The organism is Nonomuraea sp. B19D2 (assembly GCF_040137845.1).
Taxonomy (GTDB): Bacteria; Actinomycetota; Actinomycetes; order Streptosporangiales; family Streptosporangiaceae; genus Nonomuraea.
Window position 1 is genome coordinate 14,514 of record NZ_JBEFAK010000002.1, and the last position, 26,994, is coordinate 41,507.

19 protein-coding genes are annotated in these 26,994 nt (G+C 71.7%); 1 reads left to right on the forward strand and 18 read right to left on the reverse strand.

Translation table 11 applies throughout. The features are described from left to right. Genes ABN273_RS03735 through ABN273_RS03810 form a run of 16 tightly spaced genes read right to left on the reverse strand, consistent with a single transcriptional unit; the run spans position 1 to position 24,084 of the window. Positions 1-1,152 carry a cytochrome P450 gene (locus tag ABN273_RS03735; protein WP_349447192.1) on the reverse strand — a complete coding sequence of 384 codons (1,152 nt, stop codon included), beginning with the start codon at positions 1,150-1,152 and terminating at the stop codon, positions 1-3. Further along, a complete protein-coding gene (locus ABN273_RS03740) occupies positions 1,149-2,717 on the reverse strand; it encodes a (2,3-dihydroxybenzoyl)adenylate synthase (RefSeq protein WP_349447193.1) in 1,569 nt (522 codons plus the stop codon). Before ABN273_RS03740 ends, ABN273_RS03735 begins: the two co-directional genes overlap by 4 nt. Positions 2,718-2,728: 11 nt before the next feature. Further along, positions 2,729-4,420, reverse strand: coding sequence for a class I SAM-dependent methyltransferase (locus ABN273_RS03745; RefSeq protein WP_349447194.1), 1,692 nt, complete (start codon positions 4,418-4,420; stop codon positions 2,729-2,731). Positions 4,421-4,431: 11 nt separating this feature from the next. Further along, a complete protein-coding gene (locus ABN273_RS03750) occupies positions 4,432-5,538 on the reverse strand; it encodes a class I SAM-dependent methyltransferase (protein WP_349447195.1) in 1,107 nt (368 codons plus the stop codon). After that, positions 5,535-6,590: a saccharopine dehydrogenase family protein gene (locus ABN273_RS03755; RefSeq protein ID WP_349447196.1), complete on the reverse strand. Its 1,056-nt coding sequence runs from the start codon at positions 6,588-6,590 to the stop codon at positions 5,535-5,537. The genes ABN273_RS03750 and ABN273_RS03755 overlap by 4 nt, the downstream gene beginning before the upstream one ends. Further along, on the reverse strand, positions 6,587-8,317 hold the full coding sequence (locus ABN273_RS03760; RefSeq protein WP_349447197.1) for an ABC transporter ATP-binding protein: 1,731 nt from the start codon (positions 8,315-8,317) through the stop codon (positions 6,587-6,589). The genes ABN273_RS03755 and ABN273_RS03760 overlap by 4 nt, the downstream gene beginning before the upstream one ends. Continuing rightward, on the reverse strand, positions 8,314-10,131 hold the full coding sequence (locus ABN273_RS03765; protein ID WP_349447198.1) for an ABC transporter ATP-binding protein: 1,818 nt from the start codon (positions 10,129-10,131) through the stop codon (positions 8,314-8,316). The genes ABN273_RS03760 and ABN273_RS03765 overlap by 4 nt, the downstream gene beginning before the upstream one ends. Then, positions 10,128-15,515 (reverse strand): non-ribosomal peptide synthetase, encoded by a 5,388-nt coding sequence (locus ABN273_RS03770; RefSeq protein ID WP_349447199.1) that lies wholly within the window; start codon positions 15,513-15,515, stop codon positions 10,128-10,130. Before ABN273_RS03770 ends, ABN273_RS03765 begins: the two co-directional genes overlap by 4 nt. Next, entirely contained in the window at positions 15,512-17,038 is a 1,527-nt protein-coding gene (locus ABN273_RS03775; protein WP_349447200.1) for an ABC transporter ATP-binding protein, read from the reverse strand. Before ABN273_RS03775 ends, ABN273_RS03770 begins: the two co-directional genes overlap by 4 nt. Beyond that, positions 17,035-17,814: an ABC transporter permease gene (locus ABN273_RS03780; RefSeq protein WP_349447201.1), complete on the reverse strand. Its 780-nt coding sequence runs from the start codon at positions 17,812-17,814 to the stop codon at positions 17,035-17,037. Before ABN273_RS03780 ends, ABN273_RS03775 begins: the two co-directional genes overlap by 4 nt. After that, a complete protein-coding gene (locus ABN273_RS03785) occupies positions 17,811-18,755 on the reverse strand; it encodes an ABC transporter permease (RefSeq protein ID WP_349447202.1) in 945 nt (314 codons plus the stop codon). Before ABN273_RS03785 ends, ABN273_RS03780 begins: the two co-directional genes overlap by 4 nt. Continuing rightward, positions 18,752-20,296: an ABC transporter substrate-binding protein gene (locus tag ABN273_RS03790; RefSeq protein WP_349447203.1), complete on the reverse strand. Its 1,545-nt coding sequence runs from the start codon at positions 20,294-20,296 to the stop codon at positions 18,752-18,754. The genes ABN273_RS03785 and ABN273_RS03790 overlap by 4 nt, the downstream gene beginning before the upstream one ends. Then, positions 20,296-20,988 carry a VOC family protein gene (locus tag ABN273_RS03795; protein ID WP_349447204.1) on the reverse strand — a complete coding sequence of 231 codons (693 nt, stop codon included), beginning with the start codon at positions 20,986-20,988 and terminating at the stop codon, positions 20,296-20,298. The genes ABN273_RS03790 and ABN273_RS03795 overlap by 1 nt, the downstream gene beginning before the upstream one ends. Further along, the gene (locus ABN273_RS03800) at positions 20,985-22,040 is read right to left on the reverse strand and encodes a Gfo/Idh/MocA family oxidoreductase (protein WP_349447205.1); all 1,056 of its coding nucleotides are present in this window, start codon (positions 22,038-22,040) and stop codon (positions 20,985-20,987) included. The genes ABN273_RS03795 and ABN273_RS03800 overlap by 4 nt, the downstream gene beginning before the upstream one ends. Continuing rightward, on the reverse strand, positions 22,037-23,356 hold the full coding sequence (locus ABN273_RS03805) for a salicylate synthase (RefSeq protein WP_349447206.1): 1,320 nt from the start codon (positions 23,354-23,356) through the stop codon (positions 22,037-22,039). The genes ABN273_RS03800 and ABN273_RS03805 overlap by 4 nt, the downstream gene beginning before the upstream one ends. Further along, entirely contained in the window at positions 23,356-24,084 is a 729-nt protein-coding gene (locus ABN273_RS03810; protein ID WP_349447207.1) for a thioesterase II family protein, read from the reverse strand. The genes ABN273_RS03805 and ABN273_RS03810 overlap by 1 nt, the downstream gene beginning before the upstream one ends. Before the next feature lie 181 nt (positions 24,085-24,265). On the opposite strand from ABN273_RS03810, the gene ABN273_RS03815 reads away from it, so the two are divergent. After that, the gene (locus ABN273_RS03815) at positions 24,266-25,477 is read left to right on the forward strand and encodes an MFS transporter (RefSeq protein ID WP_349447208.1); all 1,212 of its coding nucleotides are present in this window, start codon (positions 24,266-24,268) and stop codon (positions 25,475-25,477) included. Between the two features lie 105 nt (positions 25,478-25,582). Here ABN273_RS03815 and ABN273_RS03820 read toward each other — a convergent pair whose 3' ends face one another. Beyond that, entirely contained in the window at positions 25,583-25,987 is a 405-nt protein-coding gene (locus tag ABN273_RS03820; RefSeq protein WP_349447209.1) for a hypothetical protein, read from the reverse strand. A 65-nt stretch (positions 25,988-26,052) separates the two neighbouring features. Continuing rightward, the gene (locus ABN273_RS03825) at positions 26,053-26,994 is read right to left on the reverse strand and encodes an RNA polymerase sigma-70 factor (protein WP_502910933.1); all 942 of its coding nucleotides are present in this window, start codon (positions 26,992-26,994) and stop codon (positions 26,053-26,055) included.

Sequence of the window (26,994 nt, forward strand, 5' to 3'; positions counted from 1 at the left end):
TCACCAGCTGACGGGCATCGACCGGGGGCCGCGGAAGAACGTCTCGGTCTTCCACTCGACGTCTCCGGCCAGGCACAACCCGGGCAACCGGGTCACCAGCGCGCGCAGCGCCTCCTGCAACTCGATCCGGCCAAGGGGCGCGCCGATGCAGTGGTGCAGGCCGTATCCGAAGGCCAGGTGGGCGTGCTCCGCGCGATCCAGGTCGAGCGTGCCGGCCTCGGCGAACCTGAGCTCGTCACGGTTCGCCGACCCGATCGACACCAGCACCGGCTCACCGGCGCGCACCAGTGTGTCGCCTACCTGTACGTCTTCCACGGCGTAGTGCGCGAACATCGCGCTGGAGGCGAGCGGGACGAACCTCAGCAGTTCCTCGACGGCGCCTTCCACAAGTCCGGGCTCGGTATGCAGCCGCGCCCAGTCCGCCGGCCGGTCCAGGAGGATGTAGGCGAAGTTGGGGATCTGCGAGGCGGTCGCCTCGTAACCCGCAACAAGGATGGCGATGCACAGCAGCATCAGCTCCTGCTCCGACAGCCTGTCGTCCACGTCCCGGGCCTCGATGAGCGCGGTCATCAGATCGTCCTCGGGACGGGCGCGGCGCCGCTCGATCAGCCCGCCGATGTACGCGGCGAGCTCGCCCATGGCGGGGGCGACCGTGCTGGTCGACAACAGCGAGTCGTTCCAGACCCGGAACTTCTCGTGGTCCTCGGCGGGCACGCCCAGCAACTCGCAGATGACCGAGATCGGGATCGGCAGCGCGAAGTCACGCACCAGGTCAGCGGGTGGCCCGGCGGCGATCATCGCGTCGATCAGCTCTCCGGCGAGCGAGCGGACGTGCGGCCGCAGTCGTTCCACGCGGCGGGCGGTGAACGCCTTGGCGGCCAGGGAACGCACCCGGGTGAGCTCCGGCGGGTCCATCGTGACGATCCCGCCGGGGACGCGCGACAGTGCCCGCGGCGCATCCCGCTTCAGTGCGACGGCGCGGCTGAAGCGCCGTTCGCTCAGCACCAGGCGAGCGTCGGCGTACCTGGTGACGAGCCAGGCGGGCTCGCCGAACGGCAGCCGCACCCTGGTCAGGCCGTGGGTGGCCCTGGCCTCGGCGTACTCGTGCGCCAGGTCCAGGCCGTCGAAGGTGTTGAACGGGTAGGCGATCATGCACGCACCTCCCGTGCCAGGGCGGCCCGGTCGACCTTGCCCAGGCTGGTACGTGGGAACCGCTCCACGATCCGCACCCGATCGGGCAGCTTGAACGCGGCCACCCCGCAGGCGGTCAGGTGGGCTACCAGATCCCTGCGAGTGGGCGCTTCGCCGCGGGCGATCACGCAGGCACAGCTGCGCTCCCCCATGATCTCGTCGGGGATGCCGACGATGACGACGTCGTCCACGGCCGGGTGGCTCAGCAGGAGGTTCTCCACCTCCTCCACGGGGATCTTGTCACCGCCCCGGTTGATCACATCCTTGACCCGGCCCTCCACCACCAGGTCCCCGCTGTCCAGGCGGCGCACGAGATCGCCGCTGCGATAGAAGCCGTCCTCGGTGAAGGCGACCGCGTTGTGCTCGGGGGCCAGGTAGTAGCCGCGAATCGTGTACGGGCCGCGTACCTGGAGCTCACCCGCCTCGCCCGGCGGCACCGGTCTGCCGCCGGCGCCGACGATCCGCACCTCGTCGTCATCGGACAGCGGGCGGCCCTGCGTGTCGAGCACGATGTCCGCCGGGTCATCCGGGCGGGTGAAGTTCAGCAGGCCCTCGGCCATGCCGTACACCTGCTGGAGGGCGCAGCCGAACTCGGGTCCGACGCGGCGCGCCACCTCGGCCTTGAGCCTGGCGCCTCCCGCCTGGAGCAGCCGCAGGCTGCTCAGGTCCGCCCCACCCTCGGCAAAAGCTTCCAACCAGACCAGGACCAGGGGCGGGACCAGGGCCGTCATCGTGACCCGCTCGCGGCTGATCAGCGGAAAGGCGATGCCGGGGTCGGCGGTGGTGGCCAGGACCACGGTGCCGCCCGCCCAGAACGTGCCGAGGATGCCGGGGCAGGCCAGCGCGAAGTTGTGGGCCACCGGAAGTGCCGCGAGATAGCGCGTGGTGTGGTCGAGGCCGCAGAGCTCGGCACTGGCCCGCAGGTTGTAGTGGTAGTCGTCGTGGGTCCTGGGGATCAGCTTGGGCAGGCCGGTGGTGCCGCCGGACAGCAGCAGCACGGCCACGTCACCGGGGTCCGGCCCCGCCGGCCCGCTGCCGCCGGCGCGGTCGATCTCGGCGAAGGCGGTGAACTCGCCTGGCTCGCCGACCACGAACACGTGCTCGACCTCCGGCACCGCGCGCGCCAACGAGCGCTGATCTTCATGAACGACGTAGGCGACCGGCGCCGCGAGCTTGGCCAGGTGGACGATCTCGCTCTCGCGATGCGGCGGGAGCGCGAGCACGGGCACGGCGCCGATCCGGAACAGCGCGAACGTCAGGGCGACGAACTCGGCCACGTTCGGCAGATGGACGAGCACCCGGTCGCCCCGCCGGATGCCGCGGGCGCCGAGCCCGGCGGCCACCCGGTCCGCCCAGTCGTCCAGCTCCTGGTACGTCCAGCGCCGGTCCCCGTCGACCAGCGCCGTACGTTCCGGCCACTTGTCCGCGCTCTCGCCCAGGACCGTGCCGAGGGTCCGGCCCTGCCAGTGGCCGCGGACGCGGTAGCGGTGCGCGAATTCGTCAGGCCATCCGGTGAATCCGTCCATTTCGGTCTCCTTCACGTGGTGCGAGCAGCGAAGAGCATGTGGCCGAGCCGGGCGAGTGGATGCCCGGCTTCTGGCAGCGTGGCGACCCGCTCCAGTCCCGCGCGGTCGAGCACGTCATGCCACTGGGCCAGGGACAGGAAGGTCGTGCCGGCGCCGGCCCGGTCGTCTCTGGCATCGGCCATGAGGAAGGCCTGCGTGATCAGGACCCAGGGCTGCTCGACGGTGGGCTCGGTGAGCACCAGCCAGCCGCCGGGGTCGAGCAGCCGGGCGAGGTGCCGCACGGAGGCATCGGTGTCCTGGGCGGCGTTGAGCACTCCACCGCCGATCACGACGTCGAACGATCCAGGCGTGAACCCCTGCACGTCCGGTTCGAGATCGATGTCGTATCGACCGAAACGGACCCACGGGTAGGCGCGCAGGCGCTCTGCCGCCTGATCAACGAAATAAGCTGAAATATCGGTGTAGAAGTAGTCGACGTCGGCCTCCTCCAGGGCGGGCAGGATCCGCTCGGTCGTCGCGCCCGTGCCCGCGCCGACCTCCAGCACTCGCAGCGGCCGCCGCTCCCGCCACCTCGCGGCGATGCCGCCGAGCAGGGCGGCGGCCGCGCGATGCTGATATCTGCCGGCGAGGTTCTCCCGGTACTGGGATTCCGCGAGGTCCATCCGGCCTTCGGGAAACAGCAGGCCAACGGCATGACAGTGGCCGCTGAGCAGCTCCGGCAGCCGCTCGGCGCTCCGTCTCGCGTACTCGGCGGTCCCTGACGCGCCCATCGGCGCCTGCCACGCCTGCTCGACCTCGCGCCACGTTCGCTCGATCGTGGCGTCGGTGTACTCCGCCGCAGCCGGTACGGCTCGCAGTCCGCCGACATCGCTGCTCAGCAGCCCTTCTTCCGTGAGCACGGCCAGCCAGCGGCGAAGCAGCCGCTCATATCTGGGGATGACGGAGGTCCTGATGGCGATCTCGTCCGCGGTATAGCGGTCGCCGGGTGCCGTGAACAGGCCACGGCGGCTCAGCGCGTTCAGCATGGAGAGCAGGGCGGTACGGCCGAGGCGGTCGAGCGCGGCGAGGGCCGCATCCACGTCGATGCCGCGCAGCTCTCGATCGGCGGCAGCGGCGGTATCGCCGACCAGCTTCCGCACGTCATCCTCAGCCTGCGGAAGAGCGGTCATGACCAGCTCCACGGCGAATGTCTCCCGGACTGACCTGGTCTCGGCGTCGGTGATCGGCCCAGGGCCGCAGATGATCCTGGTCAACGCGGACAGGTCGGTCATCGCCGCCGCGGGCTGCGCCGGTAGGGCTCGTGCCAGGGCCGCGGACAGCACGGCACGGTCGGCCGCCGTTCGTTCGAGAAATGCCAGTGCCCGCGCCGGGGTCCACGGACCTGGGCCGTACACGACGCTCGCTCCGGCGATCCACGAGGCCAGCATCGCGTCGCCGCCGAAGCCGCGTGGAGGCGCCAGAACCGCGACCCGGGCCGGCGCATCGCCCAAGGCCGTGAGGATGGTGGACGGGTCGCCGTCGTCCGGTCCGTCCGCCAGCCCGTCCACCATCGCCAGAACGGCGGCCGGCGTGCCCTCATCCCAGGGCTCTGAGGGTTCCCGCTCGATGAGGCGTAGCAGGTCGGCACCGGTCCACACCTCCGCGCCGTACTCCAGAGCGGGGCGCTCGGCGAGGCGGCTCAGCACGCCGCGGATCGTCTCCACCCGTATTCCCCTCACTGGGCGACCGCCAGGAACAGCCGCTGCCCCGCGGCAGCCAGCGGCGAGCCGGGGCCCGGCAGGGTGAAGCGCGGCTCGAATCCCGCGGTGGTCAGCTCGGCGTGCCAGCCGGACTCGTCCAGGAACACCGGCCCGGACAGCAGGAACTGCATCGAGGTGAGGACGGCGGGGCTCTCGCGCGTCGACTCCGTGAACACCAGCCACCCGCCCGGCTCCAGCAGGCCCCTTATCCGGCTCAGCGTCCGTCCCACGTGAGTGGCGTTGTGCAGAACATTGCCCGCCAGCACCACATCGGCGGATCCGGGCTCGACGGTGAAGTCCTCGTTGAGATCGAGCAACCCGCAGGTCACCCGGTCCCCGAAGCGTTCGGTGGCGGCCACCGTGAAAAGCCGCGAGACATCGGTGAACAGATACACGAACTCCGTGCCGCGGAGCGCCCGCAGCGCGGCGGCCGTGCTCAGCCCGGCGCCGCCACCCAGCTCGACCACCCGCAGCGGACCAGGTGCCGCTGCCGCGGCTTCCCGCAGCAACTCCCCGGCGGCGGCGTTGAGAAATCCGGTGAAGGCGTTGTCCTGATAGGCGGCCAGCGCCGCCAGCACATCGCCGTCGGCGAACAGCAACTCCTGCACGGAGACCTCGTCGCGCAACAGCTGCGGCAGCCGGGCCAGCGCCGCACGGTGGAACCGCGCCATCCTCGGCGGAAAGCCGAGCACCGCGTACGCCTGCTCGAAGTCGGCCCCGGGTTCACCGCCGCGGCCCGCGGCGGTTGCCAGGCCGGGACTCTCGGTGGCGAGGGCGGCCAGCCAGCGATCGATCAGCCAGGCGTGCCGCGGCGCGACGCCCAGCCGGGCGACGATCTCCGCCGAGCCGATCACGGGGTATCGCGGAGACCGAAGCAGTTCGGCCATCGCCTGCAGGCTGATCTCCTCCACGTGTCTCAGCGCTCTGGGCAACGCCTGCGGATCGCGACCGGCGAGCGCGACCAGACCCGCCGTCTGCGCGCGATCCGGCTGCCCGGCCACGCGGACACCGCTCGTCCCGGACGCATGAGTGCCGCCGACGACGCTCCTTGCCTGCTCCGATGAACCGAACTCCGCCGTCACAGTGCTCCCTCCTCGGTCAGGGCAGGCTCCTCGAAAGTGATCGGCTCCGCTGTTCCGGTGGCGGTGAGGCGGTCGATGGTGGTCTCCGGGTCGAGCACGTCCGCGGCGTAGTGGCGGCCCGGCGGCGTCTCCCCTCTGACGACCGCCCAGGCCGCCAGCGCCGTGATCGCGCCGCTCAACTCGCCGTTGCCGGGCCCTCTCAGCACCACGGTGCGAGTGCTCGGCGCGCCACCTTTCCGGCCGTCGAGCCGCAGGAGCAGGATGGCGTACGGCTCGCGCCCCGCGAGATCGAGCAGACTGGCCCGGCACAGCGCCGCCACGGCCGCGGCGCGGTCCAGGGAATGCACGCGGTCGAACGCGGTGCGGACATGGCTCCCGGCCAGCACCGTGTACCAATCGCCCCGGAGCAGCCGGAGCGACTCGGCCAGCCGCGCGTTCTCCGTACTGAGTGACGGGAGCAGGCTCACCTCGCCGGGGAAGAACGGCAGCGTGACGTCGGTGCGCCGGGTCAGCGCCGCGGATTTGCGGCCCTGTCGCCACGCGGCGAGCGGCTCGCTCAGGCCGTCGTCCGCGCCCTGCAGATAGTCCTCGGCGGCCGTCTCGGTGAAGCGATCCAGCACCCCGAGATGGGCCACGAGGCTGTGGACCTCGTCGAAGTGCCGTCGGGCCGCCCACCTGGGGAGCAGCCCGGTGAGCCCGGGTTGCAGGCCGGCGGAGAGCACCGCGCGGCTCTCCGCCCACTCCCCCGGGTCCAGCCGCCGGTACAGGGCGTCGTCGCCCGCGGCGTCCACGTAGTCGGCGCCCGCACGCAAAGCGGCCCTGGCCACGCGGTCCCCGATCAAGTGGCTGGGACCCGCGCAGTTGACCACCACCCGGCAGCCGCCGGCGAACCGGTCGAGGGAGGCGTCATCCCAGAAGTCGACCACCCGGTAGTCGTGGACGCTGTGGCGGACGGAGCGCCCGCCCAGGCGCAGCGGGCCCGCGCCCAGCATGGCCAGGGTGTCGACCGCGTGCCTGCCGACCTCGCCGGAGGCGCCAAGAACAGCGATCATGACACCAACCGCCAGCCCTGGGAGCGGCGGCGCTCGGCCCAGAACCGGGTGTAGTGTCCACCCGCCGCCAGGAGCTCCTCGTGCGTGCCCCTCTCGACGATCCGCCCGCCGTCGAGCACCAGGATCTCGTCGGCGGCCACCACGGTGGGCAGTTGGTGCGCGATGACCAGCAGCGTCGACCGGTCCATCATGCTGCGGAGCGCATTGTGCACGAACCGTTCGTTCTCGGGGTCCAGTGCCGCGGTGGCCTCGTCGAGCAGCACGATCGGCGCGTCCTTGAGCAGCGCCCTGGCCACCGAGACCCGCTGCCGTTCGCCGCCTGACAACGCCGCGCCGCCTTCGCCGACCCTGGTGTGCCAGCCGTCTGGGAGGCGGGCCACGATCTCGTCCACTCCGGCCAGCCGCGCCGCCTCGCGCACCTCCTCGTCGGTGGCCCCTGGGCGCCCGACCCGGATGTTGCCCTCCAGAGTGTCGTCGAACAGGTACACGTCCTGCATGACCACCGACAGCTGCGCCATCAGCCCTTCCGTGGTCAGCTCCCGCACGTCGACGCCGCCCACGGCGACCGAACCGGCATCGACGTCGAAGAAGCGCATGATGAGCCGGGTGATCGTGGTCTTGCCCGATCCTGACGCGCCGACGATCGCGGTCATCGTGCGTGGACGTACGCGGAAGGAGACATCGTGGAGCACCGGCCGGCCTGGCGCGTAGCCGAAGCTCACGCCGGACAGCTCGATCTCGCCGGGGCGGATGACCGGCTGCGGGCGGGATGGCTCGGCCAGCGGCCGCTCGTCGAAGATGGCGGCGAGCCGGTGCAGGTCGTTGGCGGCCATGCGGAGCATCCCCGACTGTCCGGCCAGCTCGGCCAGCGGTCCGGCGAACCGGGCCGCCAGCGCCAGCAGCGCCACAAGTGTCACGGGCGCCACGGAGCCGTTCACCGCGAGGAGCACGCCGAGGGCGATCAGCGCGGCGAAGGCCAGTTGCACGGCGAAACCGCTGGCCAGCAGGCGCGGTGCGGTCTGCGCGAGCATCCGGCCCCAGGCCCGCTTCTGGTTCTCGACGGCCTCGTCCAGCGGCTGGTATCCCTCGCTCGTGCGGCCGAAGGCCCGCAGCACTTGCTGGTTGGCGGCGAACTCCACCACTCGGCTGCTGGCGAGCGTCCCCGCGGCGTCGGTCAGTTGCTCGCTACGGCCCACCCAGGTCGCCGACCAGCGGTGGATCAGGTAGAGCAGCGGCCCGCACAACAATGTGGCCAGTCCAAGCCGCCAGTCGAAGAAGAGCATGGCGACCGCGACGGTCGCGGGCGTCAGGATCCCGCTCGCCACCGGCGTCAGCAGGTGCGCGGTGACCTGGGTGACCATCATCGTGCCGCCGGTGGCGCTGCGCGAGAGCCGGCCCACCCGCTCGGAGGAGAACCAGCCCAGCGGCAGCGAGGCCACATGGTCGCCGAGCCGATGGTGGAGGCTGGTGAGCGTGACGATCGCGAGAGCGAACCCTCTCATGGTCTGTACGTAGTACGCGACGCAGGTGGCCGCCACCACGGCCAGCGTCGCCGCGCCCCAGGCCAGCGCGGTGCCGGTGGCTCCGGCCAGCATCGACTCCAGCACGGGCACGAGGAAGGCCATCGCGACGCCCTGGAGCACGGAGAAGGCGGCCAGCCAGGCCAGGTACACCTGGACCGAGCGGCGGTGCTGCGGCCCGAGGATCGTCATCAGGTCGCGGATCATCGTGCGCTCTCCTCAGCGTCGGCGTAGGCATGCCACATGCGGGCGTACCGGCCGTCCGCGGCCAGCAGCTCTTCGTGCGTGCCCCGCTCGGCCGCCACGCCGCCGTCGAGCAGGACGATCTGGTCGGCCCCCGTGATGGTGGCCAGCCGGTGCGCGATCACCAGCACGGTGCGGCCGCGAGCGACAGCGGACAGCGCGTCCTGGATCTGCGCCTCCGACTCCGGGTCGGCGTAGGCGGTGGCCTCGTCCAGCACCAGCACGGGCGTGTCCGCCAGCAGCGCGCGGGCGATCGAGATGCGCTGCGCCTCACCGCCCGAGAAGACCGCGTCGTCTCCCACCACCGAGTCATAGCCCCGGGGTAGTTCGAGGATCCGGTCGTGGATCCGGGCCGCGGTGGTCGCGCCGACCATCTCCTCCTCGGTCGCGTCGGGGCGTCCGAGCCGGAGGTTGTCGGCGACGGTGCCGCGCAGCAGCCGCACGTCCTGCAGCACGAAGCCGACCTTGCGGTACAGCACGTCCGGTGCGATCTCTCGCACGTCCACCCCGCCGAGACGAACGGCTCCCGATGTGACGTCGTAGAAGCGGGGAACCAGCTTGGCGAGCGTCGATTTGCCGGCGCCCGAGGCGCCGACGAGTGCGGTGACGGTACCCGCCCGGCACTCCAGGCTCACGCCGGTCAGTGCGCTCGCCGAAGAGCCGTCGTAGCTGAAGGAGACCTGATCGAATTCGATGTCATACCCCTGCGGCTCCACGGGGTTCTCGGCGATCGGCAAGGTCGGGGTGCGCAACAGCGCCGCGATCCGGCCGGCTGCGGCGCTCGCCTTGCGCTGCGCTGTCACCGCCTGGTTGAGGGTCAGCAGAGTAGACGGGATGATCATGGCGACCAGCACCTCGGCGAGCGCATCGATCGGGGTCACCCAGCCCTGCACCGTGTACCAGATTCCGCCGGCCAGGCTCACCAGGGCGACGACCGGGGCCGCGAGCGCCATCGAGGTGAGGGCTTCCAGGCGGAGGATGGGGCGTACCCAGCCCGCGTACAGCTCGCCATATGCGCCGACCGCCCGCGTGTAACTCTGGTGGGCCCGGTTGGCCTGCCCGAAGGCCTTCACCACGCTGATGCCGTGCACGAACTCCACGATCGCCGCACTGACCCGGGCGAAACCGGCGTCCAGCTGGATCATCTTGTCGCCGAAGCCGCGCATCATCTTCGCGTACGCGACCAGGTAGATCGGCAACGTCACGAGGGCCAGCAGCGCCAGCCGCCAGTCGAGCCAGAGCAGATAGGCCACCCCGCCGAGCGGCAACACGATCGCGCCGGTCAGCTCGACGTCGTGGTGCGCCGTCAGGTGATGGATGTCCTCAATGTCATCCTGGGCCGCCTTGCGCACCATTCCGGAGTTCGTGTCGGAATACCACCCGAGCGGCACCTTGCCCAGATGTTCCACGATCCGGCGGCGAAGCAGCGCCTGCAGCCGGGCGTCAGCCACATGGGTCAGCCAGAGCGCCAGGCCGTTGCAGGCCCAGCCGGCCACGAGCGCGGCGGCGACGACGGCGGCGATCCCGGCCACGTCACCGCCCTCGACGGGACCGGGACCGAGCAGGGCCCGGCCGAGTTCGGCGATGCCGGCGAACGGGACGAGCGTGCTCAGCGCTCCCACCGCGGCCACGAGAACGCCTGACCTGGTCCACCATCGCACCGGACTGCGCAGCTCGCGCAGGGCGTCAGCCTGCGTGCGCTGCTCGCTCTTTCGCTCCGCAGGCTCAGGCGGAGGTGCCGGCGCTGTCGCCTCCGTGCTGTCGGCGGTCACCGTCATGAGCGCTCTCCCCTTTCGATCAGTGGTGCTGCCAGGTGTTCGGCCACCACGCCGACTTGTGGCGGCTCGATGACGCTGAAGTGGTTGCCGGGAACGTCGATCACGGTGAAGTCGCCGAGGCAGATCTCCCGCCAGAACGGCGCGGCGAGATGGCCGACTCCCGCGGTGATGCCGAACGACTGCTGCTCGGCGGCCCGCAGGAAGGTGATGTCGCCGGCGTAGGGCTCCGGGTCGAAGCGCGCGGCCCGCATGCTGTGGCGGCAGACCCGGAACAGCGCCGGCACCAGCTCCGACCCCACCGGAACCCCGGCATGGCCGGCCGCGGCGGCGGCGTAGGCGGCCAGGCGCTCCTCTTGGGGCCGTTCGCCCTGCCTGCGCGCGGCGGCAGCCACCGCCTCCAGGCCCGGGTCGCCGGTCAGAGCGGCCATCGCCCCGGCCGGGACCTTGCGGTCGTAGCGGGTCATCAGCAGGTCGATCGCCCGGTAGACGTCGGCGCTGTCGACGTCCTCGCCGAAGACCGTGGCGACCGGGTCCAGGTTGAGGTTGGGCACGAAGATCGACTCGAAGGCCAGTTCCTCGTCGGTGTCGATGAACATCGGGATGCTGTCCACCAGTGTCAGGTCCTCGACGGTGGCGCCGCGTTCCAGCAGGCGCCTGGCCACCTCGGTGGCCAGCAGGCCGCCCAGGCAGTAGCCGATGAGCTGGAAGCGGGTGTGCCCCTCATCGATCAGCCGCTGGGTGTAGTCGTCGGCGACCCGGCTGATGAGCTCCTGCGGCTCGATGGCGCAGTACTCCTCCGCGTCGGCCACCGCCAGCCCCACCACCGGCCCGAGGTCCTGCTCCGCCAGCGCCCTGCCGAGCGACTGGAAGTAGTCCATCGTCCCCAGCGCCGCGTGGAAGAGCACGCGGAGCGGCCCTTCGCCACCGCCGCCGAACGGCACCAGCAGCGAGTTGCCGGAGCTCGCGCGCCGGCTGATCTCCTTGTCGGGAGGGGCCGCGGCCTGCCGGCCGTTCCGCAGTGCCGTGGCGAGAGCGGCCACGGTGGGTTCGTTGAGCATCTGGCGCAGGAGCGTGTCGTAGGTGAACCCCGCGGCCTCGGAGAGCTCCTCCCGCAGGCGTCCTGCCATCCGCGCCATGATCAGGGAATCGGCGCCGTGGTCGTAGAAGTTGTCGAGCCGCCCGATGCGCGGCAGCCCGAGCGCGGCGGCCCACAGCCCGCACAGCCGCCCTTCGAGATCATCCGGCGCGGCCGCTTCGCCGCTGTCCGGCTCGCCGGTCGTGGCGGCGGGCCGCCATCCGGCGAGCATCCGCCGGTCCACCTTGCCGTTGCCGGTGAGCGGAAGCTCGTCCACGACCTGCAGGTGCGCGGGCACCATGTGCGGCGGCAACCGCTCGGCCAGGAAGGCGGCAAGGTCCGCTGTGGTCACCGGCTGCCGATCGGTCTTCACCCGGGCGGCGAACACATGCATGCCCTGCGCGGACTGGGGATGCCCGGCCTCGGGCAGGCACAGCTCGACCTGCCCGCCGGCGGCCTGGATCAGTTCCAGCCAGCGTTGCCGGGTCAGCAGCGGGCTGCCGCCGTCCGGTCGTTCCCGCATCATGAAACCTTGGGTGAGCAGGATGTGCGGATGATCCGCCGTCGGCTCGGTGCACACCAGCCAGCCGCCGGGGGCGAGCAGTTCGACGGCGGCGGCCACCGCGGCCGCGGGGTCGATGGTGCTGTTGAGCACTCCGGCGCAGAGCACCACGTCGAAGGAGTTCGGCGCCAGACCCTGCGCGCGGAAGTCCTGGTCGAGATCGAACAGCCCGAACCGTACCCACGGGTGCTCGCGGAACTCCTCGCGGGCTTCCGGCAGGAAGAACGGCGTGAGGTCGGTGAAGTAGTAGTCCACGTCGAACCCGGTGAGCATCGGGATCGCGGCCGCGCTGGTCGCCCCGGTGCCCGCGCCTGCTTCGAGCACCCGCAGCGGGCCCTCGTGCCCGGCCGCGATGCGGTTCAGCTGGGCGGCCGCCGCGTGGTTGAGGTAGCGGGCGATGGCGTTGTCGCGGTAGACCGCGTGGGCCACGTCCGTCCTGCCTTCGGGGAACAGCAGCTCGAACGGGTTCTGCTCGTCGGCCAGCAGGGCGTGCAGCCGTTCGACGTGAGCCAGGTGGTACCGCACGAAGCCAGGTGTGCACAGTCCGGCGGCATCCTGCGTCTCGACTCGCTGCCACGCCTGCCGTACCGTTGCCGCGTCCACCTCGCCGGTCCTCGTGTAGCGGCCTCCGTCGGATGCCAGCCAGCCCGCGTCCGCCAGCAGCGCGAGCCAGCGGCGGACCAGCCAGTGGTGCTTCTCGTGCACGTGTGCGATCCGCAGCACCTCGTCGGCGGTGTGCGCGTCCTGCCGCGTGCCGAAGGCGCCGCGCTCCACCAGCGCGTTCAGCATGGCCAGGTGGGCGGCCTCGTGCAGGGCCCGCACATGCTCGGCCACCTGGCCGGCGGTGACCTCGGGCACCTGCGCGTCCGCGAACCGCCGCACGGCGGCGGCGGCCCGATCATGCCGGTCCTCCTGCCTGGACAGGGCCGCGCGGCGGGCGGGTTCGGCGAATCCGAGCAGTGCGCGTTCGCTGTCCACCACGGCCGCGGCTGCGCCTACCGCCGGGTGGGCGAGGAGGGCGGCCTCGATCTCGCCCAGCTCGATCCGATGGCCACGGATCTTGACCTGACCGTCCTCGCGGCCGAGGAACTCGATCTCGCCCCCGGGTAGGTAGCGGCCCAGGTCGCCGGTGCGGTACAGCCGCTGACCGTCCGCGGGATGCGGGAAGAAGCGCGCGGCGGTCAGCTCCTCGTCACCAAGGTAGCCGGTGGCCAGACCCGCCCCGGTGATGTAGAGCTCGCCGGTGACCCACACCGGGCAGTCGCGCATCGAGCCGTCCAGCACGCGGAAGCCCTGGTTGGCCAGCGGCCTGCCGTACGGGATGCTGACCCACTCCGGGTCGACCCGGTCGATCGGGTGGTAGATGGACCAGATCGCGGCCTCGGTCGCGCCACCCAGGCTCACCAGCGACAATCCCTCGGTGAGCGCGGCGATCTGTGCGGGGAGGGTGATGGGAATCCAGTCGCCTGACAGCAGCGCCAGCCGGAGCGACCGGATGGGGACCGGCTCGGTCTCCAGGTAGTTCGCCAGCATCTGCAGTTGGGCCGGCACCGAGTTCCAGACCGTCACCTCGTGCTGGGCGACCAGGTGAGCCCAGTGCGAGGGGTCGCCCGGGCGGGCCGCGTCGGGCAGCACGAGCGTGGCGCCGATCGAGAGCGGGCCGAAGATGTCGTAGACGGACAGGTCGAAGCCCAGCTGCGCGAGGCCGAGCACCCGGTCCCCGGCGGTGATGGCGAAGCGGCGGTTGACGTCCTCGATCGTGTTCAGCGCGGCACGATGAGTGATCACCACGCCTTTGGGGTCGCCGGTGGAGCCGGAGGTGTAGATCACGTACGCGGGTGCGTCAGGATCGCCGGGTGTGACCTCGGGCAGGGTGTCGCCGGGGACCAGTGCGTCGACGTCGATCACGGTGCGCCCGGCCGGGTGGTCCAGCCACGACTGGGTGAGCACGAGGCGTACCCCGTTGAGGAGCTTCTCCTTGCGAAGAGGCGGTTGTGTGGTGTCGACGGGCAGGTAGACGCCACCGGCGAGCAGCACGCCGAGGACCGCCTGCACCTGCTCGGGACCCTTGTCCATGACGATCGCGACGCGCTCGCCCGTGGCGCAGCCCGCCTCCCGCAGAGCCTCGGCGACGGCGACGGCCCGCCGTACGAGTGCCGCGTACGTCAGCGTCCCGGCGGGTCCGGTGATCGCCGCCGCGTCCGGAGTGCGGGCCGCCTGGGCGAAGACCTCGGCGTGCAGCAGCGCGTCGGGGAGCGGCGCGGCCGTGGCGTTGGCGCGGTCGCGCTCGTCCACCTGCCAGGCGGGCAGCGGCACCAGATCGCTGCTCTGCCAGGCCTCGTCCCCGTCGGCCAGCCTGCCGAGCAGCGACTCCATCGCCGCGAACATGTCGTCGACCAGGCCGCCGGGGAAGATCCCCTGGCGGACGTCCCAGTTGACCTCCAGCCCACCGGTGCCGTCGGTCACCTGGCAGTCGATGAACACCTGGGGTGTCTGGGTGATGCCGACGCCCGTGCGCCGGGGGCCGAGCCCGATCCCGCTGGTGAACACCACCGGCATGAGCGCGGCCTCGCGCCCCCGTCGGCGCGCGATCTCCCTGACGACCTCGACCCCGGAGTACAGCCGGTGATCGAGGTCGTCGAACAGCCGGCCGCCCAGGCTCCGCGCCCGTTCGGCGAACGGCACTCCCCCGCCGTCCTCGACGGCCAGCAGGCTCACCGAGGTGAAGTCGCCCACCAGCCGGTCCACCTGCGGGTGCAGGGGCAGCCGGTTGAGCAGGGTGAGGTTGAGGCTGAAACGGGGACGGCGGGCCCATCTCTGCAGCACGGCGGCGTAGGCGCTGAGCACCGCCGCCGACGGGGTGACCTCGTGCCGTCGCGCCCGCTCGCGCAGGCTCTCCCACTGCGCCGCGCTGAGCCGGGCGTGGTGACGGCGAAACCGAGGCCGGTCGCCCGTCCCGGCGCGCATGGGAAGGTCGGGGGCGGCGGGCAGGTCGTCGATGCGGGCGTGCCAGTACTCGCGGTCGCGGTGGTATCTGGGTGTCTCGCGTAGCCGCCGCTCCGCCAGGAGGTAGTCGCGGAAGGTGAGCTCCAGCGGCGGGAGTTCGGCTGCCGGGTCGGCGAGCAGCGTGTCGAGTTCGTCCAGGAGTACGCCCGCGCTGGCCCAGTCGGCGATCAGCGAGTCCATCGAGATGTGCAGGACGTCGCCGGTGACGCGCAGCTCGAACAGCGGCCAGGCAGTCGTCTCGTAGACGCGGTGCCCGAGCTCCTCGCGTACCGACTCCGCGTCGGCGCCCTCCAAGACCTGGTAGCGCGGCACCTCCGGCAGCACCTGCTGGTAGCCGTCCGGCGAGATGACCGCGCGGAGCATGTCGTGCCGCGCGATCAGCCTGTTCCACGCCTCCTCCAGCCGGGTCCGGTCGAGCCCGGGATAGGCGATCTCCAGGTAGCCGTGGCAGGCCACGCCGCCGTAGCCGAAGGAGTCCTGCCTGCCGAGCAGGTAGGCGGTCTGCACGTCGGTGAGGGGGAACGGCTCCGCGCCGGCCTCCGGATCGTGGGCGATGGTGACGGCGCTGCCGGAGAGCAGCTCCACGATCTCGGCCTTGTGCTCGCGCAGCGCCGCCCGGCGCTCCTCGGTCAGCACTCCACGAGGTGCCCGGAAGCGGATATTTCCGGACTCCTCCCAGAGGTCGACCCCCAGGGTTCTCAACTCGGCGACGATTTCTACGGCAAGATCAGGGGCAGTCATACGAAAAGCTCCTCGGCTGGGTTCGATGAGCCGAACAGACGCGTGACGAGCCGCTGCGGCTCCGCGCCCGCGGGCAGCAGGTCGCAGGTCCGGCCCGTGGTCAGCGCTCGGCCCTTGGCCAGGACCAGCAGGCGGTCCGATGCGGTCGCGGCGACTGCGGGGTCGTGGGTGATCAGGACGACAGCCAGTCCGAGCCGGGCCCGCAGGTCGCCGAGCAGGTCGAGCACGCCCGCCTGCGTCTCGGCGTCGAGCGCGGAGGTGACCTCGTCGCAGATGAGCACCTCGGGTTCGGCGGCGAGCGCCCTGGCCAGGGCCACCCGTTGACGCTGGCCGCCGGACAACTCGCCGGGCAACCGCGCGGCCACGGACTGTTCGAGCCGTACCGCTTCGAGGAGACGGCTCACCTCCGCGTCCTGGGTGGCCCGCGCCGTGATGCCCCGCAGCAGCCGAAGCGGGCGGACGAGCGCGGTCCTGACGTCCTGGCGCGGGTGCAGCGCCTCTGCCGGGTTCTGCGCGACCAGGCCGATCGCGGCACGCTGCGCGCCGGTACGGGCGCGCACATCGCCGGCGAGCGAGACGCCGTGAAGGGCCACTGTGCCGCTGTCCGGCCGGTGCAGGCCGACGACACAGCGCGCGAGCGTGCTCTTGCCGACCCCCGACACGCCGAGGACGGCCAGGCACTCCCCCTGGCGGACTGCCAGATCCACCTCGGACAGGACGGTCTGCGAGCCGTACCCGGCGCTGATCGCCCGTCCCTCCAACACCACCGCACGCTCAGGCTCGGGCGGATCGGCCACGGTAACCCGCGCGGGAGGCACTGGGCGCTCCTGGGCGAGTTCCCCGGCCGGGCGGTCGTCCGCGATCCTGCCATCGGCGATCATCACGATGCGGTCCACCAGGGAGCGCACGGTGCTCACCTCGTGGCTGACCCAGAGCAGGGCGACGCCCTCCTCGCGCAACCGCCGGATCTCCGCCAGCATCTCCGCCTTCGCCAGCAGGTCCAAGGCCGTGGTTGGCTCGTCGAGCACCAGCAGACGAGGCGATCGGGCGAGCGCCGCGGCCACCACGACCCGTTGCTGCTGCCCGCCGGAAAGCTGGTGCGGGTACCGTCCCGCGAGATCAACGGGCAGCGCGACGTGTTCCAGCAGCCGCCGGACGGTGGCGGCCCGGTCGCGGCGCGGGATGCGCCGTCCGGTCGCGGTGAGCAGGGCTGAGGACACTGTGGCGTACGGGTTGAGCGCCGCGCCCGGGTCCTGGCCCACGTAGCCGATGGTGCCGCCGCGAATGCCGGGCGGCGGATGCGGGAACATCTCCCGTCCGTCCACCGACACCCGGCCGCCCACGTGCCGGACACCCGGGCGCAGATGCCCCAGTACGGCCAGAGCCATGGTCGTCTTTCCCGACCCGGAGCGCCCGACGACCCCGACCGCCTCGCCCGCGCCGAGCGTGAAGTCGATTCCGTCGACGATCGCCCGGTCGCCCGCGCACAATCGCAGTCCGGCCAGTTCCACCAGCGGGCTCATGTCAGCATCCCCCTGGATCGGCGGCTCACGCCGTCCGCGGCCAGGTTGGCGGCCACCGCGATGGCCGCGATCCCGAGCACCGGCACGAGCAGCGCCCAAGGCTGCAGCGCGGCGCCGGGGAGCGCCTCCACGATCAGCAGCCCCCAGTCGGAGCTGGACGTGCTCAACCCGAGAAAACCCGCCGCGGCGACCAGGTAGACCGCGGTGACGAAACGGATGCCGAGGTCGGCCAGGAGTGTCCCCGCGACCAGGGGGAGCACCTCGCGGCCCAGCAGCCAGCCCCAGCCCTCGCCACGCGCGATCGCGGCCTCGAGATGGGCCCGCCCGGTCACCTGCTCCGCCGCGGCGCGCGCGACCCGCGCCGAGAGCGGCACGCTGGCCAGCGCGACCGCCAGCACGAGCCCGGCCCGGTTCGGCAGAGCGGTGAGCACCAGCAGCAGCACCAGGATCGGCGGTACCGCGACCAGCGCGTCCAGCGGTCGCATGATCAGGGCCTGCCTCAAGCGACCGCCGAGTGCGGTGAACAGCCCGGCCAGCGCACCCAGTCCCGCTCCCGCGAGCGCGGAGACCAGGCTGGTCAGCAGCAGCGGGCGGCCACCGTGCAGCATCCGCGAGAGCACGTCCCGGCCGAGGTGGTCGGTTCCCAGCGGCCCGCCGACTCCCGGCGGCGAGTACGGCGGAGCGACGGGTGCGGTCGCCGAGTGCGGCGCGACTTCGGGTCCCAGCAGGATCACCAGCAGCACCACGCCCGCGAGCGCCCAGCCTGTCCGCCTCATGTCCCCACCGCCGTCCGCAGGCGCGGCGTCAGCAGCACCACACCCAGGTCGGCCAGGACCAGAGCGCCCAGCATGGCCGCGCCGAGGATCAGCACCAGCGCCTGCACCACCGGCAGGTCACCGGACTGCACCGAGGCCACCAGCAGTTCCCCGATCCCGGGATAGCCGAAGACCTTCTCCACCAGTACGGCTCCGCCGGCGAAGGCGACAGCGGTGACCAGCCACACCTGGACGGCCACCGGCAGCACCGCCGGGATCACCGCCCGCCGCATGACCCTCGCACCTGATGCGCCGTTCAGCCGGAGGAACTCGACAGCCGATCCGGTGAGGGTCGCCGAGGCCGCGGCCCTGATCACCCGGACCGCGTAGGCGAGCCCCACGAGCAGCAGGCTGAGCACCGGAAGCACCAGTACCTCGGGCCGGGCCAGCGGGCCGGCCCCCACGGGCAGCAGCGAGACCGCGGGCAGCACGCGCAGGGTGACCGCGAACACGACCACCAGCGCGCCGGCCACCACGAACTCGGGCACCGACACCAGCAGGAGAGCGCCCGCCGAGACCGCCACGTCGGCTGCCTTCCCGCGCCGCCACGCGGCCCACAGCCCGAGCGCCAACGACAGCGGCGCGAGCAGCGCGGACGCGATCCCGGCCAACAGTGCGGAGTTGCCCACCCGGTCCGACAGCATCTCGCTCACCGGCCGTCCCGAGGCCGACACTCCGAGATCGCCGCGGGCCAGCCCGGCGACCCACTCGGCGTAGCGGATCAGCACCGGCCGGTCGAGCCCCAGATGATGACGCAGCTCCGCGATCCGGGCGGCGGAGGCGGTGGGACCGAGCCTGCTGCTGATCGGATCGCCGGGCAGCAGGTCCACGCCCACGTAGACGGCGAACGACAGCAAGCCCAGCAGGCCGAGGCTGGTCAGGACCCTGCGCGCCACGTTCACGCGAGCCCGGCCTTGCCGAGGTAGGGGTACTTCGGCTGGTCCCTGACCTCGATCCCGCCGACGTTCGTCCTGGCCAGGCTGAGCACGTCGGCCTGGCCCCACACGATCGTGTTGCCGCGCTCGGCCATGATGTCCTGCAGTTCGGCCCAGGCCTGGGACCGCTGCGTTTCGTCGGCGGCGCCGACGCCCTTGGCGAGCGCGGCCTTGAACTCCTTGTCGGGCATGGCCAGCGCCGGGATCGCGGCCAGCCGGGCGTACATGACGGCCAGCGGCACCGGTCCCGAGGTGAACGCCACGCCGTTGGCCTCGGCCAGCGCCTTGGGCTCGTAGAACTCCGGTGGGGTGACGATCTGCGGGCGCACGTCGAGCCCGACCTCCTTCAGCTGTTCGGCCAGGAGCTGGGTGGAGGCGTTGTAGCCGATCTCCCACTCGGCGGAGCGGATCACGATCCGCGCGCCCTCCGCCCCGGCCGCACGCAGCAACCGCCGCGCCTGGTCCAGGTCGCGGGCGGGAGCCGGGCGGTCGCTGAAGTACTTCGCGCCGGCGCACAGCAGGTCGTTGCCCGGCGCTCCGTAGCCGAGGAGTACGGCCGCCACAAGCGCCTGCCGGTCGATGGCGAGCCGGAGGGCCTTGCGTGCTCTCGGGTCGTCGAACGGCTTGCGGGTGGTGTTGAGCACGAACCCGAACGCGGTGCGCGCCGCCTCTCCGGCGGTCCTGACCTGCAGCCCGGCCGGTGCCCCGGTCTTGGCCGTGGTGAACGGGATGTCCCCGGCGTAGTCGGCCTGTCCGGTGGTCACGGCGTTCACCTTGGCCTGCGGGTCGGCCAGGCTGATCAGCACCAGCTCGTCCATCGGGGCGGCGCCGCCCCAGTGCCCGTCGAACCGGGCCAGCCGCGCCTCGCGGCCGGACTCGAAGGCGGTCACCCGGTAGGGTCCGGTGCCGATCGCCTTGCCCGCGGTGAACGCGGTGGCGCCGTTCTTCACCATCTTGCCGGGAAACGCGGCCAGGAACAGGGCCGGGTCGCCGACCGGCTGGAGCGTGGGCACCTCCACAGTGCGCGCGTCCCGGACCCGGACCGCTTTAACGTCCAGGTAGGCCGACAGCTGGCTCGGGAAGGCCCGGTCGGGCGAGCTCATGTACCGCAGGCTGTAGGCGACGTCGTCGGCGGTGAACGGGGATCCGTCGTGCCAGCGCACGTCGGGGCGGAGCCGTACCACGAAGGAGCGGGCGTCGGCGGCCGGCTCCGCGGCGGTCGCCAGCGCGGGCACCACCTCGCCCGCGCGCAGAACGAACAGCGAGTCGTAGATGACGTCGTTGCGCACGTAGTCGATCGGAGAGCCGCCGCCGAACGGGTCCAGGCTCTCCGCGGCCCCGCCGCCGGTGAAGACGGCGCGTAGCGTGCCGCCCCGCCTGGGCGTCGCCGTACCGGCGTCGCGCACGGGAGCGGCTCCGGAACTCGCGGTGCCGCAGGCGCCGAGCAGCAGCGACGCGCCGAGCGCCGTGCCCGCCGTCCTGAGCAGGTCGCGGCGATTGAGTGACATCAGATCCTCCGGGAGGTGGGTCGGATGAGCCCGCCGTGCAGGAGCGCGGGGTCCAGGTCGCCGGCCAGCCCGGACAGCTCGATCGCGGTGATCCGGGTGAGGTCGGCGGTGGTGGGAGTGAAGACGGGGTCGTCGCCGGCGATCAGGTCGAACGCCGGGCGGTCCGCCGGGCTGACGTCCATGTGGACGCCGGTCAGGCCGGTGGCGCCGTTGGGGTGGGCGACCTCCGCCGGGTGTTGCGGCGGGTCGTACGGCGAGACCAGGAACGGCAGCCGGTCGTTGCGCGGGTAGGCGAACTGGAAGCGGGTCTGAGCACCGTCGGGGCGGCTGCGCGTCCACTTGACCGCCCTGCCCATCGCGACCCCCGCTCGGCGCAGCCGCTGCGATGGCTCGGCCAGGTCCGGCTCGCGGGTGACGACCGCCACGTCGCAGAAGCCCTCGGCGGCCCGTGCCCAGCGGGTCATCCGGGTGCCGGAGCCGCGGCCGAACGCCAGGTCGATCGGCCATTTGAGCAGCTCGGCCCCGGGTGGTGTGGTGAGGATCTCGATGATCGGCCCCTTGGCGAACCAGATGTGCGCGTGCCGGGCCTTGCGTTCGGCGGAGGCGTAGTCGACGACGAAGCCGAGCTCGCGGAAGTCCCTGACCGCTTGGTGCAGGTCGCTCACCTTGAGCATCACGTGACTGCAGTTCAAACCTCTCCCACCTTCGTGGTCAGCTCCTCGATCGGGATCGCTCGGGGTTCCGGCGGCTCGATCAGCTCGGGCAGGCCGAGCTGCGCGGTGAGGTCGCGCCAGGCCAGGGACACGCCGAGCGCCCACTGGCCGCTTCTCATGCGGCGGGCTGGGTCGGCGATGTCGCGGCGCAGGCTGTGCAGGCTGCGCGCGACGGCATCCGGCCACAGAGCGGCGAAGACGTCGCGGTGCGTCCCCGGTGGATCGCCCAGCATGACGGTGCTGGGCGCCGCCGAGCCCGTAATGATCAACCGGCCGGTCGGATCGCGCGGGGCGTGCAGGCGGGGGCTCCACAACACGGGCCCGTGCGTGTCGGCGAGCGCGAGCACGCCTGCTTCTCCGCCTGCCATGATCCGGTGCAGCAGGTACGAGTGGTTGTCCGGGTCATCAGGATGCACCTGGTTCTGCACCCGCAGGGTCACCGGTAATCCGCCGATCTCCGCGTGCAGGCTCTGGAACGGGCCGGCGCCCTTGGCGACCTCGCCGAACCGCCACGGCCGCAGCCCGCCGGCCAGCCGGCCGAGGATGTCGAGCAGCGGGTACGCGACCTGGCTGTTGCAGGCGGCGTCGACGAAGTCCAGCCGCAACGCCCGGGCCGCGGCGAGGAACTGCCGTACCGGGCGCAGCCGTGGATACAGCGTGTTCACGGCGTACGCCGCACCTCCGGCACGGGCCGCGCGCAGGCAGTCCGCGATCTCCTCGGCGTGCACCGGATGCTCCTGCACCACATGAATGCCCCGCCGCAGGAACTCCTGCGCCAACGCTGATCCCGGGCCGCCGAGCGCTCCCGAGCTCACGACCACGCAGGCAAGGTCCACGTCGCCGGGTACCGCGTCCACGGAGGTGTAGAGCGGCACGCCGTGGCGATCCGCGCGCTCCTGCGAGAATTCGCTGCCGCGCGCGAGGATCCCGGCCAGGGAGAAGTCCGGATCGGACAGCACGGCGTCGAGGTAGACCCGGCCGAAGGCGGTCCCGGCCACCACCACCCGCAGGGGGCCGCTTCGCTCACTCACGTCGCAGTCGCCCGAGTGCGCGACACCAGGAAACGAGAGACGCTCCGCAGCTTCTCAACGGTCTCCTCCAGCTCGCGGTCCGGATGAGACTGGGCCACGATCCCGGCGCCCGCCTGTAGCCAGGTACGCCCGTCGCGGCGGAACACGCTGCGCAACACCAGCGCCGCGTCGATCGTGCCGTCCGCGTCGACGGCGAGCACAGCGCCGCCGTAGAGGCCGCGATCACTGGATTCGGCGCGGCGGATCACCGCGCAGGCCGCCTCCTTGGGGATGCCCGAGGCGGTGACCGCGGGGAACAGCTCCGCGAGGGCGTCCCACCCGGTGCGCCCGCCGGCCAGCCCGCCGGCCACCTCGGAGGCCAGGTGCTGCACGCTGCCGCGCTCCTTCACGGACATGAACTCGGCCACGCGCACCGTGCCCGGCACACACACCCGCTCCAGCTCCGCCATGGCCAGCCGGACCGAGATGGCGTGCTCGTAGACCTCCTTGGCGTCGTGGTACAGCTCGTTGCGGCGCTCCAGGTCACCGGCCCGCTCGCCGTCCAGGGCCCGCGTCCCGGCCAGCGGCTGCGTGGTGACCGCACCGTCCGCGTCGATGCGCGCGACCACCTCGGGGCTGAACCCCGCGGCCTCCCACCCGCCCAGCCGCAGCAGGAAGGATCGTGCCGGATCGTTGCCCCGTCGCCCCGCCAGGTACGTGGCGGGAAAGTCGATCTCCTCCTCCAGCGGGACCACCCGCGAGAGGATGACCTTGTCCAGCTCTCCGGCCGTGATGCCGGCGACGGCCGAGGCGACGGCGGCCCGGTAGCCGTCGCCCCCGCGGATGTCCACCGAGGTCCTGTCCCCGCTGACGGGGGTACGGCCGTCATCGGCGGCGGCCAGACGATCGCGAAGAACATCCAGTTCTGCCTCGTCGGTGGCGCGCAACAACGCCGTGCCGCGATCGAGGCGGATCTCGCGTCGTGGCACTGCCAAGTAGGCGAGCGGCGCGTGCTCCTGGAACGGCTCCCGCCCATGGAGCGCGTGGCTGAGCTCGAAACTGGCCCATCCGTAAGCCCGCCAGCCCGCCCAGTTGAGACCTCCGAGCGCCAGGCCCGCCGCCTGTAGCGGTGGGCCTGGAAGTTCGCGCCGCTCCCCGCCGACGGTCAGCCTCGCCCCTGACGCGTGGACGGTCACGGTGGCGAGTTCGCCCTCGGCCCAGCAGAGTTTCCCGTGGTCCTCGTACACCACATAGGGCTCCGCCGAGCCGGCCGCCAGCGCCGCGGCCGTGGACAGCGCGTCGGCTTCGACGGGCACACGACGCTCGATCCAGCGCATCACGCCGTTCCCTCCAGGATCGCGAGCACAGCATCCTCCTCTTTCAGCAGGTAGAAGTGGCCGCCGGGCAACAAACGCAGCGAGAAGGCTGCGGTGGTGTGCGCCGCCCAGCGGCTGGCCTGAGCGGCGTTCACCTCGGTGTCCCCGGTCCCGATCACGGCGGTCAGCGGGCAGCGCGGCTCCATGCCGGTGCGGTGCCGGTAGGTCTCCGCAAGCCGGAAGTCGGCACGGATCGCCGGCAGGAAGACCGCTCGTGCCTCCGGATGCCGAAGCAAGGCGCCGTCGGTGCCGCCAAGCCGTACGAGCTCGTCGACCATGTCCGCGTCAGGCCACCGGTGCACGTCGCCACCGGGCGGGTCGGACGGCGCGCGGCGGCCCGACACCACCAGGTGGGCCGGGTCGACACCGTGTGCCGACTGGAGCGTCCTGGCCACCTCGTAGGCGACGATCGCGCCCAGACTGTGCCCGAACAGCACAAGCGGGCAATCGTTCAGCGGGGCCAGCGCAGCGGCGATCGCATGTGAGAGCTCGCCCAGGTCGGTGGGGCACGGCTCGGTGATGCGATCCCCCCTGCCCGGATACTGCACGGCGAGCACTTCGAGACCGGCGGGTGCGTTCGCCGCCCATGAGAGGTAGAAACCGGCGGTCCCACCGGCGTGCGGAAGGCAGACCACCCGCGCTCGGGGCATCGCCCTACGCGTACGGCACCGCAACCACAGATCAGTCACGCGGCTCCTCAAAGGGGGATCTTTCTCTTCAGAACGCCAACAAGATAATGAAAATGGTTGTCGTTGTCGATATGCTGACAAAGCCTCTTGAAGCAAGATCAATGGATAACTAAGGTTAGCCTTGCCTAAGCAGCTGATGTCAAGATCCATCCGTCTCAGCCATCCAGAAGGAGCTTCATCTGTGCGGAAGGCCATGGCTCCCCTCCTCCTCGCCGTTGTCGTGCTGTTCTCAGCCCAACAGCTGCTGACCCCCGTGCTGGCTCCCCTGTCGCGCGAACTCAGGCTGACCGAAACCCAGCTCGGGCTGGTCATCACCACCGCCGCCGTCGCCCTGACCATCGCCAGCCCGCTGTGGGGCAACGCCCTGCGGGCCGTCGGGTTACGCGTGGTCCTGCTCGCCGGGCTCGGGCTCTCCCTGGCCGGTCTGACCGGGTTCGCCGCGGTCGCCGCAGCCGGGCTGAACGGCGGGATATCCCCGGTGGCCACCTTCACGTTGATGCTCGTCACCCGCAGCCTGCTCTTCGGTGCCGGCGTCGCGGCCCTGCCCGTCGCCGCGCTCGCCGTCGCGGGCACGGTCACGACCGGCGAAGCCGAGCGCACGCGCGCCACCGGCCTGGTCGGGGCCGCGCAAGGCATCTCCCTGGTGCTCGGGCCCGCCGGCGGCGGGGCGCTCGCCGTGGTCTCGCTGCTGCTCCCGCTCTACCTGGCCCCGGCGCTCACCGCGCTGCTCCTGCTGGTGGTTCTGGTGACCGTACGACCTGCGCCCGTCCAGCGCGCCGATCACCCGCGACGTGGCGGAGTACGACCCTGGGATGCGCGCCTGTGGCCGTTCTTCGCCACCGGGTTCTTCCTCTACCTGTCGCTCGGCCTGGTGCAGGTGATCATCGGTTTCCTCGTCGCGGACCGGCTGCACCTCGACCCGCAGGGCACGGCAGGCGCCGTCGGCGTCGCCCTGTTCACGGCCGGTCTGGTGCTCGTCGGGATCCAGGGTGCCGTGGTGCCCGCCTTGGGCTGGACCGCGCTGCGGCTGCTGCGCACCGGCACGCCCATCGCCGCGGCCGCTTTCGCCCTTCTCGTCTTCGCGCACGACCTCTGGCTGATCGCCGCGGCCTTCGCCGTGCTCGCGCTGGGGCTCGGCCTGGCGATCCCCGGTTTCACCGCCGCACCCACGCTGCTCGTCGAACCCCAGGAGCAGGGCGCGCTCTCCGGACTGATCAACGCCACAGTGGGCGCCACCTTCATCGTCGGCCCGCTTCTGGGCACCGCACTCTACGAGCTCAGTCCCGAGATCCCGATTCTTGCGTCGTTCCTGGCGTCCCTCGCCGCGCTGGCCCTGGTGTGGCTGTCCCCAGCCACCCGTCACATCGGAACTCCCGTGAGCGAGCACCCCTAGCAGGGCGCACCCGTTCTCTGCGCTCTTCGGGGCCGGTTCACCGCGTGACGCTCGCCCTCACGGCGAAACCGTCCTCGACCGTTTATTCGTAATGGAGGTCGGCGCCTACGACCGGATACTGGTGCCGCCTCGCCGGTCTGCGGACAGCATCAGGCCCAGTGCCAGGGTGCTGAGGCCGAACATCAGGACGCCCAGGGGGACATGGAGCGCGGCCATGCCCGCGATGCCCAGCGCGACCTGTACCGACGCGAGGACGAGGAAGCCGGTGGCGTACAGGATGGGGCGGGGCGAGCCGCCGCCTGGGCGCCAGGCCAGGATCGCGGCGAGCACGTACAGGATCGATGCGCCGTACATCACTGGTGATCCGATGTGGTGCAGCTCCGAGTCGTGGGAGGAGGACAGCAGCATTCCGGCGGTGGCGGCCTGGAAGAACAGGCTCAGGGTCTGCAGGGCGACCGCGGTCTTCAGGAACGTGCGGCCGCCGCGTGCCGCCGTCATCTGTCCGGCCATGGTGTGTGATCTCCGCTTTCTGGCGTGTGGCAGTGGATACGTGGTGTATCGGTGGCCCGGATTTTTCACCGGAGGGTGAGCGGGGTCTCGGAGGCGACGCGGGTCAGCTTCTGCGGGTTGCGGACGTAGTAGAGGCCGGTGATGCGGGTGTCCTCGAACTGGATCGCCATGACGCCGTCGATCTCGCCGTCCATGCGTACGACGAGTGCCGGGTTGCCGTTGACCAGGGTGGCGTCCCAGGTGATCGCCGCTTCCAACTTGGCGGAGCCGCCGAGGTAGAAGCGGGCCACCTTGTCGGCGCCGATGATCGGCCGTGGCGAGGCCTGCTTGACGCCGCCGCCGTCGCTCACCAGGACGACCTCGGGGGCGAGCACGTCCAGCAGACCCTGCAGGTCCCTGGTTTCCAGCGCGCGCTGGAACGACGCCAACGCCGCCCGGGCCTGGCTCGGGGAGACCGCCTCACGAGGGCGGCGGGCATCGACGTGCCGACGGGCGCGGTGCGCGATCTGGCGGACGGCCGCGAGGTTCTTGTCGACGGCGTCGGCGATCTCCTCATAGCTGACCTCGAAGACCTCGCGCAGCACGAAGACGGCGCGCTCGGTCGGCGACAGCGTCTCCAGGACGAGCATGAGCGCCATCGACAGGCTCTCGGCGAGCTCGGCGTCCTCGGCCACGTCCGGCGTGGTGAGCAGCGGCTCGGGCAGCCAGGGGCCGACATACGCCTCCTTGCGGCGCTTCAGGCTGCGCAGCCGGTCCAGCGCGCGCCGGGTGGTGATCCGGACCAGGTAGGCGCGCTGGTCGAACACCTGTGCGATGTCGACCTTGATCCAGCGCAGCCAGGTTTCCTGCAGGACGTCTTCAGCGTCGGCGGCCGAGCCGAGCATCTCGTAGGCGACGGTGAACAGCAGGTTGCGGTGGGCCAGGAACGCCTCGGTGGCGGCCTCCATCCGGCCGCCGTCAGCGGGCGGCTCGGCTGGGCCCGTCGTTGGCTCGCTGCGCTCGTTCAC